11 protein-coding genes are annotated in these 12870 nt (G+C 69.0%); 3 read left to right on the top strand and 8 right to left on the bottom strand.

Translation table 11 applies throughout. The features are described 5' to 3' along the window. Positions 1 to 125 precede the first annotated feature (125 nt). The 3 genes from AB0F51_RS00655 to mraZ all read right to left on the bottom strand — a co-directional run bounded on the left by AB0F51_RS00655 (position 126) and on the right by mraZ (position 2417). Positions 126 to 728, bottom strand: coding sequence for a hypothetical protein (locus tag AB0F51_RS00655; protein WP_360271885.1), 603 nt, complete (start codon positions 726 to 728; stop codon positions 126 to 128). Next, positions 728 to 1708, bottom strand: coding sequence for a 16S rRNA (cytosine(1402)-N(4))-methyltransferase RsmH (gene rsmH / locus AB0F51_RS00650; protein ID WP_360271882.1), 981 nt, complete (start codon positions 1706 to 1708; stop codon positions 728 to 730). The genes AB0F51_RS00655 and rsmH overlap by 1 nt, the downstream gene beginning before the upstream one ends. Positions 1709 to 1985: 277 nt before the next feature. After that, positions 1986 to 2417 (bottom strand): division/cell wall cluster transcriptional repressor MraZ, encoded by a 432-nt coding sequence (gene mraZ / locus AB0F51_RS00645; protein WP_360271880.1) that lies wholly within the window; start codon positions 2415 to 2417, stop codon positions 1986 to 1988. A 305-nt stretch (positions 2418 to 2722) separates the two neighbouring features. On the opposite strand from mraZ, the gene AB0F51_RS00640 reads away from it, so the two are divergent. From AB0F51_RS00640 to AB0F51_RS00630, 3 genes are all read left to right on the top strand, one after another. Continuing rightward, positions 2723 to 3676 (top strand): MoxR family ATPase, encoded by a 954-nt coding sequence (locus AB0F51_RS00640; protein ID WP_360274531.1) that lies wholly within the window; start codon positions 2723 to 2725, stop codon positions 3674 to 3676. Positions 3677 to 3679: 3 nt separating this feature from the next. Next, the gene (locus AB0F51_RS00635; protein WP_360271877.1) at positions 3680 to 4966 is read left to right on the top strand and encodes a DUF58 domain-containing protein; all 1287 of its coding nucleotides are present in this window, start codon (positions 3680 to 3682) and stop codon (positions 4964 to 4966) included. 115 nt (positions 4967 to 5081) lie between these two features. After that, entirely contained in the window at positions 5082 to 7448 is a 2367-nt protein-coding gene (locus AB0F51_RS00630; RefSeq protein ID WP_360271874.1) for a DUF3488 and transglutaminase-like domain-containing protein, read from the top strand. Between the two features lie 316 nt (positions 7449 to 7764). On the opposite strand, the gene AB0F51_RS00625 is transcribed toward AB0F51_RS00630, so the two are convergent. From AB0F51_RS00625 to AB0F51_RS00605, 5 genes are all read right to left on the bottom strand, one after another. Then, positions 7765 to 8232 carry a DUF3040 domain-containing protein gene (locus tag AB0F51_RS00625; protein ID WP_360274529.1) on the bottom strand — a complete coding sequence of 156 codons (468 nt, stop codon included), beginning with the start codon at positions 8230 to 8232 and terminating at the stop codon, positions 7765 to 7767. A gap of 1047 nt (positions 8233 to 9279) precedes the next feature. Beyond that, complete coding sequence (locus AB0F51_RS00620) at positions 9280 to 10026, bottom strand: methyltransferase domain-containing protein (protein WP_360271871.1); 747 nt, start codon at positions 10024 to 10026, stop codon at positions 9280 to 9282. Between the two features lie 81 nt (positions 10027 to 10107). Beyond that, entirely contained in the window at positions 10108 to 10929 is an 822-nt protein-coding gene (locus tag AB0F51_RS00615; RefSeq protein WP_360271869.1) for an aminoglycoside phosphotransferase family protein, read from the bottom strand. Between the two features lie 784 nt (positions 10930 to 11713). Next, the gene (locus AB0F51_RS00610; protein WP_360271866.1) at positions 11714 to 12187 is read right to left on the bottom strand and encodes an SAV_6107 family HEPN domain-containing protein; all 474 of its coding nucleotides are present in this window, start codon (positions 12185 to 12187) and stop codon (positions 11714 to 11716) included. Beyond that, entirely contained in the window at positions 12184 to 12624 is a 441-nt protein-coding gene (locus AB0F51_RS00605; protein WP_360271863.1) for a DUF6504 family protein, read from the bottom strand. Before AB0F51_RS00605 ends, AB0F51_RS00610 begins: the two co-directional genes overlap by 4 nt. Between the last annotated feature and the right edge of the window lie 246 nt (positions 12625 to 12870).

Raw genomic sequence — 12870 nt, 5'->3', positions numbered from 1 at the left:
TACTGGAGCGGGTGCTGTCAGTAGCGGACGGGCGGCGCGGCGGGGTGGCACGGCGCGGGTTGTCCCGGCCGGGGTCACCGCCACGCTTCCGTGGCGGTTCGCTGCCCCGTCGCTCCGTCATCCGATCATCCCCCGGTCGTTGTGGTTGCCCCAGTCACAGGCTTGTTGGTCGCGGGCTTGTTGGTGGCCGGCTTGTTAGTCGCCGGCTTGTTGGTCGCCGGCTTGTTAGTCGCCGGCTTGTTGGTGGCGGGCGTGTTGGTGGCCGGCTTGTTGGTCGTCACCGGTGGCTTGGTGGTGGCGGCCGGTGGCTTGACGACCGGCTTGGGCTTCACCGCCTTGCCCTCGGCCGGTACGCCGAGCACCTTGCCGTCGGACAGCTGCAGGAACACCGGGTTCGGGTTCGGCACCATGCCCATCTTCTTCGCGCGGTCCGACAGGTTCTGCGGCGACTCCAGCGTGCGAACCTGCCGCTCCAGCTGCTCCTGCTGGTCGCGCAGCTGATCCGCCTGCGTGTTGAGGCTGGTCACCTGGAACGTGCCGCGCTGCAGCTCGGTGTTGAGCAGCAGCAGGCCGACCAGGCCGGCCGCCAGCAACGCCACCACGAACAGCACGAACGGCATCCGCGGCGGCCGGAACGGCGCTCCGTAGACGACCCGGAGCTTCGGCTCCGGCCTGGACGCCGGCGCGGGGGTGACCCGTGCCTTCGACGGGCTGAACACTGTGCTCATCAGGCCACCAACCCCTTCTCGCGAACGCGCTCTGCCGCGCGGACCCGGGCCGAGGCGGCCCGTGGGTTCTGCGCGACCTCTTCATCGGTCGGTTTCTCGGCTCCTCGCGTGAGCAGCTTCAGATACGGTTCATGACCCGCCGGGATCACCGGCAGGTCGTCCGGTACGTCGCTCTTGGCCGCGGCCGCGAGCGTTTGCTTGGCGATCCGGTCCTCGAGCGATTGGTAGCTCATCACCACGATCCGGCCGTGCAGCGCGAGCGCCGCGACCGCCGCGGGCAGGGCGCGCCGCAGTACCTCCAGCTCGCCGTTGACCTCGATGCGCAGTGCCTGGAAGGTCCGCTTGGCCGGGTGTCCCCCGGTCCGCCTGGCCGCCTGCGGGATCGCGTCGCGGACCAGCTCGGACAGCCGGGCACTGTTGGTGAACGGCTCGGTCTCGCGGGCCTTGACGATCCGGTCCGCGATCCGGCGGGAGAACTTCTCCTCGCCGTACTGGAACAGGATCCGGGCCAGGTCGGCCGCGCTGTAGGTGTTGAGGATGTCCGCCGCCGTGGTCGGCGCGGTGCTGTCCATCCGCATGTCCAGCGGCGCGTCCTGCGAGTAGGCGAAGCCACGGTCGGCCTCGTCCAGCTGCATCGAGGAGACGCCGAGGTCGAACAGGATGCCGTCGATCGCGGGGACGCCGAGATCGGCGAGCACGCGCGGCAGCTCGTCGTACACGGCGTGCACCAGCGTGGTGCGCTCGGCGTACGGGGCCAGTCGCGCGCCGGTGAGCCGCAGGGCCTCAGGGTCGCGGTCGAGCCCGATCAGGCGGAGCTCGGGGAATCGCTGCAGGAAAGCTTCGGAGTGGCCGCCCAGGCCGAGGGTGGCGTCGACGAGGACGGCACCGCTGTGCTGGAGAGCCGGGGCGAGCAGGGCGATGACGCGATCGAGCATCACCGGGACGTGGCGTCCCTCCGCTCCGCGCTCGGCACCGTCCATCTCGACCCTTCCATCGCCGCGGGAGCGACCCTGCCCCCGCGGGTTCTCTGTGAACTGCGTCTGCTGTTCTGGTCCTGCCGGGGCGGTGGTGTCGGGTGGGCCGAGCCGCTGCGGGTCCCCCAGGTGGAGGAAGGTGGAGCGAGTTCGTCCGGTCAGATCGCGGGTACGCCTTCCGGGGAAGTAGCTGTCGTCTTGGCGCCGGGGAAGTGACGCCAACACGCGAGCTCGGAAGTCGGACCCGTGATCTCACCGGACGTCCGGCGCCATCGCGGGCTGCTCAGAAGATGCCGGGCAGTACCTCCTCGGACAGGTCGGCGAATGCCTGCTCCTGCTCCGCGGAGTACCTGTTCCAGTTCTCCGTGTTCCAGATCTCCACCCTGTTCATCGCCCCGATGACGACACAGTCGCGATCCAGTCCTGCGTAATCGCGCAGCATCGGCGGGATGGTGACCCGGCCCTGCTTGTCCGGCACCTCGTTCGAGGCGCCGGCGAACAGCATCCGCAGGTAGTCCCGGGCACCTTTGTTGGTGATCGGGGCCTGCTTCAACTGCTCGGTCAGTTGTACGAACTCAGCTTCGGGCCACACGGACAGCGACCGCTCCTGCCCACGCGTGATCACCAGACCGTCAGCCAGTTCGTCGCGGAACTTCGCCGGCAGGAACAGCCGTCCTTTGTCGTCGAGCTTGGGGAAGTGAGTTCCGAGGAACATCGCTCCACCTCCCCGTTGCGGACTCTCCGTCTCAGGTCGAGCTTGTTGTCCACCATTTCAGTACCACTGCGCTCCACCTTACTCCACTTTGCCCCACCGTCAACCAGATTCGCCCCGTTTCGCTCCCCCGTACGCTGGAGGTCACGAACCGGCAACAACGGGTGAGGGGCTTTTTGATGAACGCCGAAACGCCTGGTAACGAAAAGCGCGTAGATCTAGGCCCGACCCCCGCGCCGGGTCAGAATGAGTCGGCCATCAACCAATGGGGAGGACTCAGGGTGAGCACCACCGCGACCAGCTCGGCCATGGATTTCGACGAGCTGACGGAGGTGGCGGGACGGGTCCGCCGAGCCATCGAGACTGTGATCGAGGGCAAACCCGATGTCGTCGAAGTAGCCGTCACCGTGCTGCTCGCCGAAGGACACCTGCTGATCGAGGACGTGCCGGGCGTCGGCAAGACGATGCTGGCCAAGGCGCTGGCGAAGTCGATCGACTGCACCGTGCGCCGGATCCAGTTCACGCCAGACCTGCTGCCGTCGGACATCACCGGCGTGTCGGTGTTCAACCAGGAGGTCCGCGACTTCGAGTTCAAGCCCGGCGCGGTGTTCGCGAACATCGTCGTCGGTGACGAGATCAACCGCGCCTCGCCGAAGACGCAGGCCGCGCTGCTGGAGTCGATGGAGGAGCGCCAGGTCACCGTCGACACCACGACGTACCAGCTCGAGGCGCCGTTCATGGTGATCGCGACGCAGAACCCGATCGAGATGGAGGGCACCTATCCCCTCCCCGAGGCGCAGCGCGACCGCTTCATGGCCCGGCTGTCGATGGGCTACCCGGAGCCGGCCGCCGAGCTGCGGATGCTGGACGGGCACGCGGCCGCCGAGCCACTGGCGAACCTGCAGCCGGTCACCGACGGGCAGCAGATCCTCCGGCTGGTGAAGACGGTGCATTCGGTGCACGTGTCGGAGTCAGTCAAGGAGTACGCCGTCGCGCTGGTCGGTGCGACCAGACGGTCGCAGGAGCTGCGGCTGGGTGCGAGCCCTCGCGCCACGCTGCACCTGGTCCGGGCTGCCCGGGCCGCTGCCGCGCTGGACTCGCGCGAGTTCGTCCTGCCGGACGACCTCCAGGAGCTCGCAGTGCCAGTCCTCGCTCACCGGGTACTGCCTGCCGCCGAAGCTCACCTCGGTGGGCGTGGTGCGGCCGACATCATCTCCGGGCTCGTGGCCTCCGTGCCGCTGCCCCGTGCTCGTCGGGACTGAGACATGCGGCAGGCACTGCGCGGACTGACCACCCGAGGGCGGGCGTTCGTCGCAGCCGGGATCACTGCTTCTCTGTGTGCGCTACTGCTCGGCCAGAAGGACCTGCTGCGGGTCGGCATCCTGCTGGTGGCCTTGCCGCTCGTGGCAGCACTTGTCGTCGGCCGGACCCGACTGCGCCTGCAGGTACGGCGCACTCTGGCTCCGGACCAGGTCCCGGTCGGGACTCCGTCGACGGTGGAGCTGACGCTGTCCAACCAGGGCCGGATGCCGGCCGGACTGCTGTTGCTCGAAGACCGCATTCCTTATGTCTTGGGACACCGGCCGCGTTTCGTGGTCGACCGGGTCAGCCCGAACTGGAAGCGGACCGTCACCTACCCGGTGAAGTCCGACGTCCGGGGGTTGTTCCAGGTCGGGCCGCTGATGCTCACGGTGGCGGACCCGTTCGGGCTGGTCGAGACGAGCAGGACGTTCACCCGCAGTCAGCACTTGCTGGTGACGCCACGCGTTTACCAGCTGCCCGAAGTACGGCTTGGTGCTGATCGCGCGGGTTCCGGGGAGAACCGGCCGCGGGCGATCGCGTCTGCGGGTGAAGAGGACGCGACTGTTCGCGAGTACCGCGACGGCGACGACCTGCGCCGGGTGCACTGGCGGTCGACCGCGCGGCGCGGCTCGCTGATGGTGCGGCGGGAGGAGCAGCCCTGGCAGAGCCGGTGCGCCATCTTCCTGGATGCCCGCACCACTTCGCACCACGGCCATGGTCCGTCGTCGAGCCTGGAGTGGGCGGTGAGCGCGGCCGCCTCGGTCGGCACCGACCGGATCCGCCGGGGCTACGTCACGACCCTGCTGGGCGGCCCGACCACCTTGTCTGCGATCGCCCACCGCAGCTCGACGGCTGTTCACCAGCCGCTCAGTGCTCAGCAGTTGCTGACCGAGTGCGCCACGGTGGAGGAGCACAAGTACGCCGAGATCGGCCCGCTGCTCACGGTCGACCGGCACATCCAGGAGCCGAGCCTGGTGGTCGCGATCCTCGGCGCGTGCAGTACTGACGACATCACCGCCCTGAACCGCTGGCGGACCAGCCAGGCGACCGGGGTGGCGCTCTTGCTCGATGGGGCAAGCTGGTCTGTAGGCGCGGAGGGCACTGAAAAGGCTGCCCGCCTCACCACCGCCACAGACGCCACCGAAAACCAACTACGCCGCAACGGCTGGCGAGTAGCCAGAGTCCACCGCGGAGACCATCTCCCCACCGTGTGGTCCACCCTCGGACTGAGAAGCGGAAGGATCGCATGACAGTGCTATTGGCCTCGCCTCCGGCTCGGCGGGTCATGGGGCTTAACTCCCGGTCTTCCCTCGTCACTCCGGTCGCTTCGCTCCCTCCGCTCCTCAGTCCAGACCGGGAGGCCCCATGACCGGCCACGTCAGAATCTCGATCGCCGCGTGGGTGGCGACGGTGCTTGGTGCGTTGGTGCTTACGCCGGTCTTCTCTGGGCCCTTCCTGTTCATCAGTGCCTTCCTCTGTGGAGCCGTGACGGGGGTCGGGATCCTGCTGCAGAACTGGCGCGCGCCGCGGCTCGTAGTACCGGTCGTGCAGCTCCTGGTGCTGGTCGAGCTCATCTCGCTGTTCTTCCTGCGTGACACCTTGCGGTTCGGCATCGTGCCGTGGCGGGAGACCGCGCTCGCGTTCAACGGCCAGATGGTCGACGCGATGGACTCCATCAACCGCTACAGCGCGCCGCTGCCGCCGGAGTCGCACCTGTTGCTGTTCGCGGCCTCGGTGATCTCGGCTGCGGGGTTGCTGATCCACCTGGTCGCAGTACAGATCAGGCAGGCTGCCTGGGCCGGTCTGCTGCTCCTGACCATGTACACGGTGCCTGCCGCGACTGTGCACGGTGGACTGCCGGCTCTGCTCTTCGTGCCGCCGGCCGTCGGCTACATCGTGCTGCTGTCAGCCGAGGGGCGCACCAGACTCAGCCGTTGGGGCCGCCGCATCTCCGGCGTCTCGCACCTCGACGCTGCCGAGCCCATCGAGGCATCTGCGCTAGGACAGGCCGGACGACGGATCGGTCTGAGCGTGGTCGCACTGGCCGCGCTCCTGCCTGCTCTGATCCCCTCGCTACCTGAAGGCGTCATCGGCAACGGCCTGGCCGGCGGTGGCAGCGGTTCGGGCGCCGGCGCCGTCATCTCGGCGGGCAGCCCGATGCTGGACATGGGCAAGAACCTGAAGCGGGGCGACAACGTCACCGCGCTGACCTACACCGGCGGCCCCACCGGCGGGGTCTACCTGCGCCTGACCGCACTGGATCTCTTCGACGGCAACACCTGGCAGATGTCCCCCAGGACCGAGGGCCAGAAGATCGGCGACGGCGCACTGAGCGGGCCGCCCGGCTACACGGGCGACCTCAGCAAGCTGCCACAGCACAAGCTCAAGATCGAGGTCAGCCGCAACTTCCGCTCGCCGTACGCGCCGGTGCCGTACCCGGTGCGCTCGATCTCTCTGAAGAAGAACTGGCGCTACGACGCGAGCACGCTGGACATCGTCTCCACGAACGGCCAGACCGTCGGCGGCCAGGACTACAACCTGTCCTGGTACGACCTGCAGCCGACCGCGCAGGAGCTGAACGACAGCGTCAGTGGCGGCGAGCCCGACCAGGTCACCAGCCAGCTCCCCCGGCGCCTCGACGAACGGATCGTCAGGTTGGCCCAGCAGATCACCGCCGACGCGAAGGGCAACCGCTACCAGCAGGCAGCCATGCTGCAGAACTGGTTCCGGTCCGGCGAGTTCACCTACAGCACCGAGACGGACAGCGAGAGCGGCATGCGCGCGCTGTCCGACTTCCTGCTCGAGAGCAAGACCGGGTACTGCGAACAGTTCGCGACCGGCATGGCCCTGATGGCCCGCATTCTCCACATCCCGTCACGGGTCGGCATCGGCTTCCTCCCCGGCCAGCCGGTCAAGGACAACGAGCACGTCGTGAAGATGCACGACATGCACGCCTGGCCCGAGCTGTACTTCGAAGGCTCCGGCTGGGTCCGCTTCGAGCCGACCCCGTCGGCCCGGGTCGCGAGTACGCCGAACTGGACCAACCCGCTCAACGTCAGCCCGACCAGCCCGACCACCGCGCCGACCACGGCACCCACGACACCTGGCGCGACCATCGAGACCGAGGCCCCGAAGCCGAACCAGGGCCGCAACCTCCCCGACGACACCGGCTTCGCAGCGACCAGCGGCGGGAACTGGTTCACCAACGGCGGTGGCAAGATCATCGGCTTGACGCTGGCCGCGATCTTGCTGCTCTGCGTTCCCTGGCTGATCAGAGTCCTCACCAGGCGCCGCCGGTTCAGCCGGCCGCCCAGCCGCCTCGGCGTCGAAGGACTGTGGGCAGAAGTCCGAGACACGACCCGCGACCTCGGCCTGGAGTGGTCGGAGATCTCCACTCCGCGCCAACTCGGCGACTGGCTCGTCACGAAGGTGCCGGCCGAAACCCAGCCCGCCGCGCTGCGCCTGGCTCGCGGAGTCGAAGCCATCCGGTACGCCGGCAAGGACGACACCTTCCCAGATCTCCGCGCTGATGCCGAGGCGGTTCGCAAGGCACTGTGGGCCGATGCCCGCTTCATCCGTCGCTGGCGGGCACGGATGCTGCCGCCATCGTGGCGCTGGTACCTCAACCGAGGTAGCTCCGAGGCCTCCGACCTCCTGGACGAGTTCGACCTCCTCCTGGCCCGCCTCCGCACAGCCGTCCTCCCGCGACGAGCAGGCCGGCACGCCAGCTAGGCACCGCACACAGCAAATCGGCTGGAGGCACTGGCCTCCAGCCGATTTGCTTTGCTGATCTACAACCACGCTGCATCCGGCAACAGCGGCGCGTGCCTGCTGCTGTTCGCCAGCCCAGGGCCAGTAGCTTCAGAGCCCGCTGCCGCAGGGCCCGCGCCTTCCTGAACCCGCGCATTCCTGAACCGCCCGTCTGCGTCTGCCGTCATCCGCGGGTCAGCCGACAGCGGCGGCCCGGCGGCGCTTCGTAGTACAGGGCAATGCAGAACCACACCCGGCGCAGCGCGCGGGTGTGGTTCGTAGTACTGAGATCAGGCGCTCAGAGGTCTTCGTCGCGTCGACGGCGCCAGCGGTCTTCCATCCGCTCCATGAAGCTACCGGACGAGTCGTGCCTGGTCCGGTGCCGCTTGGACTGCGGCGGCGGAGGCGGCGGTAGGTCGTCGCCGTCGCTCGCGTTGCTGATCCGCTTCATGCTCAGCGCAGCGATGTACAGGCAGGCGACCATCACGACGAAGCCGATCACTCCGATGATGGTGTTGGGGATGATCGCGCCGGTCATCAGTATCGCGATGCCCAGCACAAATCCAACGCCGGCAAGAACTGCCCGGCGCTTGTAGTACAAGCGCACATTGGTCCCTCGCATGGCGGAAACAAACTTCGGGTCTTCCGCAGCGAGGGCGCGTTCGAGCTGCTCGAACTGGCGCTGCTCTTCTTCCGAGAGGGGCACCGTCGATCCCTCCATGGTGAGCGCGATCTCGATAGGCCGAGTCCAGTCTAGGCCGACCATGCGGTCCACGAAACCCTGACCGCCTGTCCCGCGCGTCACGGTCCCACAACTCCACCCCGTATCCACCCCTTCACCCCTCATTTCCCCCGCCCCCTAACCCACCCCACCCACCCCCACCACACCCAGTAACCACCCACCCCTCACCCCGGCCCCACCCCCAGATCTCCCGCCACCCCGCCTCACCCCACCTCCGCACCCGCCCAGCACCTCAGTCACCCGGCAGCCGTCCCACACAAGTCCTCCCGCAAACCTCCCACCCGACACCTCACCCCCACCCGCAGCCGTCCCGCTCGAGCCCCCGCAGCCCCCTGTCCCCACCATCCGTCCCACCCCCGATCTCCCCACTCGCCGACCTCCCACCCGGCGCCTCACTCACCCCCACAGCCGTCCCCACTTAAGCCCTCGCACAGACCTCCTAGCCCCGCCTCCCGTCCCCGCCAGCCACCCGAGCCGCGCAGCCCTCTCCGCAGACCTCCGCCTCACGCCGTCCAGCTCACCCCGTAGCCACGGCCGGGGAACCCGCCCGTGGCTCTCATCCTGGCTCCGCAGCCGTCCCCGCTCGAGCCCTGCCCCAGACCCCTCGCCCCCAGCCCTGCAGCCACCCAGCCCGCACAGCCCGAGGCGCGCGAGCTGCGCACGAGGCGCGGGCAGGCGGGCAGCCGGTCAGCGAGCGAGCGGGCGAGCGGGCGAGCGGGCGAGCGGGCGAGCGGGCGAGCGGGCGAGGCTATTCGCCGACAGCAGGCCGCCTGCAACGCCATGCCACAGCGCACCGAGTTGGCTTCGCGAGTTTGGCAGGTTGTCGCCGACGTAGTCACCCTCGCAGGCGTGCAGCAATGCGTCGTGGATGCCGCTCTGACACGGCCTCTCGTCTGGCGCCTGGCCTGCGCCCTGCCTCACCCGCATCCGCGGGTCGAGAGAGTGCCCGGGCACGGCTGGATGCGAAGCGCCGTGGGCAGCTGGTCGCCGGGCGGTTGACTGGCTCTCGGCGACTTCGTATGACTGCGGAGGACGCCTCGACGGCGCGGAACGCGGCGTCGTACTGGAGGGCTAGCGGGTGGCGAGGATGTGGAGTTGAGGGGCTAGCGCTCGGAAGGCTGGGTGTTGGCTGGCGGCTCGTTCTAGTTCGGCCAGGGCTTCGGGGGCGCCCGGTTCGGAGTCCACGAAGGCGGCCGGCACCAGGTCTGCGAAGGTGCGGACGCCGTGCACCGTGTGCACCATGAAGCCCGCCTCGGCGAGTTGCGCGATGATTCCCGCCTCGTCGAACCGGCGCGGCATCGGATCACTCGGACCCCACCGACCGTCCGGATCCTGAAGCGCGACCCGCGCCTCGGCGAGGTGACCGGCCAGCGCCCGCGCCAGCACCACGGCGTTGCGCTGGGCAACCAACAGGCTCAGCACGCCGCCTTCCCGTAGTACCGATCCCATTGCATGCAACGCCTGCACCGGATCGTCGACGACCTCTAGCACGCCGTGGCAGAGAACAGCGTCGGCGCTCGACTCTCCCGCAACCTGCGAGAGCTCGGCCGCATCGCCCTGCACCCCACGGACGAGCTTGCTCACACCCTCGTCAGCGGCTCGCCGCTCAAGCGACGCGAGCGCGTCGGCGCTGGGGTCGACCACGGTGACGCGGTGTCCCTCAACCGCCAGCGGTACAGCAAAACCGCCGGTACCACCGCCGAGGTCGACGATGTCCAGACCTGCCCCGGGATCGATACGCGCCCTGCCCGCAAGTGCCACTCGCAGAGCCTCGGCGACCAGCGCCGTTCGCACCGAGCGCCGACGTCGGTCGACCATCCTGAAGCCCTCCTCGACTACGACACCATCCGAGCCACACCCTACTTGCCGGGCGCCCGCCCACCTCACCACCACTGCCGTTCAGCGACGGCGCGACAGTTGCCTACCGAGACGGTCGATGGCCACCTCTGCCTCGTCGAGCATGAGATCAGCCGTTTCCGCGGAGCGCTCAGCCACCGCACCGACGAACATCGCATTGCTCACAGCAGTAGCCCAAGCCTGCCCAGTCGCCAACTGCCAGGCATCCATCGCAGTACCGCTCGCTGACGCCCAAGCCTCCCCGTACGCCGCCACGCCAGCCGGCCCCGCAGCCAACATCACGTCGAGCATGGCGGGCCCGACACGAGCACTCCCCCAGTCGATCAACCGCACCGACCCGCCGGAAGCCGCCTCTGGAGCTGACGCGATGACGTTGTCCCCATGCACATCACCGTGGAGAAGCGTTGCGGGGAGGACTTCCAGGCCGGCGCGCAGCCGCTCGTCATCGGCGAATCGGGCGAGCAACTCAAGCGCACGATCCTGCACCGGATGAGGCGCCTCCCGAGCAGCATGGCGAATGCCGCTCGGCGCAAACCCCGTGAAGGTCATCCGAAGGAACTCATCGTCAACTCGGGGAAGCTGTCCCGGAAGCTCGTCAACGCGCCCAAGATGCCGCAGATGAAGGCGGGCGAGCGCGGCGTACACAACTGCCGGCGGCTCAACAGTCCACCCAATCGGCTCACCAGGCTCGAACGGTACGACGATCCAGTGCCCGTCATCGTCCACGCCCGAGTCGATCAGCCGAGGAAAGACCGGATCCACAACACCCAAACACTCCAGCGCCGCCACCTCGCCCGGCGTAGCCCGCTTGGCAACCACGTCGAACTCGTCAATCCCAGCAGCCCCCGCCACCCTGTACCGCACACAAACCCGCTCCACTACCGGCGCCGTCCGCCCACCCTCCAACGGCACCCGCTCCCCCGCCCCAACCAAATCCCCATCCCGCCCCACCCACCGCCAAATCCCCACACCCCGAATCGGCACACCCCCAGTCACCCACCCGACCCTAAGCCCGCCCAACCCCGAACACCCGATTTCTGCCCGTCCACTTCGAACCACGCACGGCCAGACCAACCCCCATGACCAGACGAAAGCGCTGACATCCAAGAACCTCCAGCCGAGCACGCCCCAGAGCCGCCGAACGCAGGCGGCGGGCTGCGCCGGCCAACAAGTCCACGCACAAGCAGGTGGAGCAGAAGCAGGTGATGCCCTGCCCGTCGACCTGCGGAACCAAACGGCCAGCAGGTGATGGGCACCGCTCAGAGGAGCTCGCCGAGGCGAGCGGGTGACGGGCGAGGGCGAGGGCGAGCGGGCGAGGGCGAGCAGATGAGCCCTGCTTGTCGGCCCGCCGAACCCGACCACCACCCAGGCCAGCAATTGAAGGGGACGGCTCGGAGGAGGTTGCCGACGGCGAGCAGGCGAGGGCGGGCGGCAGGCCGCCGGACGAGCGGCGGGCAACGGCATGCGGGCGAGCGAGCGCGGCAGCGGGCGAGCGGGCGAGCCGCGGGTTCGCGGCGTGGACCGGATCGGACTCGCGGGAGCGCGGCGTGGACCGGATGAGGGGCTCGTGGGTTCGGGGTGGGGGGATGGGCAAGCGCCCGCAGGACGGGGGGCCTGCGGGCGCTGCGTTTGGGGGGATGTGGGCGGGTTAGCTGGCCTGCATCCAGGGTTGGGCTAGGACTGATTGGGGGTCGGATGCTGCGGGGAGTACGGGCTGGGTGGTGAGGTTGAGGCTGGACTCGACTAGTTCGTAGAAGGTCTCGGCGGCGCGGATCAGGTCGTCGGCCTCGCGGACTGTGACGGCTCGCTCCAGGCCCGCTTCCGCGGCAGCGCGTTGGGCTGCGCCGGCTGCGAAGAAGGAGGCCCACTCACCGAACTCGGGCGCCACCTCGGACAGCAACACCCAGGCGTTGCGCTGGACGCGGCGACGAGGGCCGGAGCGCACCGGGCGGGCGCGGACGGCGAGCACCGCCGCGGCAACCCGGAGCGCGGCCACGTGGGCGCTCGAGTACCGGATCAGGTGGTCGTCCGCCTCGCGGGCCTCGGCGAGCGCAGTACGGGCCCGGGAAAGATCGCGGCTGGCCGATCCCGCGGCCGCCGGTGAAACCGGTGAAACTGTCATCGGTCCGTCACCCTCTCGAGTTGCCAACGTCCGGAGTCCGGGTCGTGCGCGAGATCGAACATCTCCCGCCGGCCATGCCGGCCGCACCCTGCCTCCACGCGGTAGACCGCCCGTTGCGGCCCCCAATCCGCGTCCAACACACCAACGGCCGCGGATGATCCCGCGACGGCGGTCGCGGCCGCGGCTCCGACACCGGAGCCGATGACGCCGCGCTCCCACCAGGCCGCCGTCTCCACCCACTGGGCCTCGATCGAACAGACCATCCACAGCCGTCCACGCCACAGGAACTGCTCTGGAGCCTCGATGCCGTCCACGACGCCTGAACGCACCTCAACGGCTTCGTCGAACTCCCACATGCTGCATCGCCTCCTGTGCGCGAACTTCTTCCCCTGGTCAGCGGCCCGGTGGGTGGACGCGAGGTGGGGGTCGAGGTCCACCTCGGCGCCCGGCCCACCGGGACCACCGGTTTCCGATGCGGCCGCAACTCCGCACCGGAGTCCTTCAGCTGCTCCGATCACCCCCGGCCGGCCTCCCGACGAGTCCGGCACTGCGGCAATCGAACATCTGTTCGAACACTGAAAGCGTAACCCTGCCCGCCGACAAACGTCAACGGGCCGTAAGCGCCGAAGCACTCGCGGCGCGCACCGGGTCGGCCAGACTGAATCCATCGGCCGGACCGGCCG

Source organism: Kribbella sp. NPDC023855 (assembly GCF_040639475.1).
Classification (GTDB): Bacteria; Actinomycetota; Actinomycetes; order Propionibacteriales; family Kribbellaceae; genus Kribbella.
This window is presented reverse-complemented; position numbering and strand designations above follow the sequence as displayed.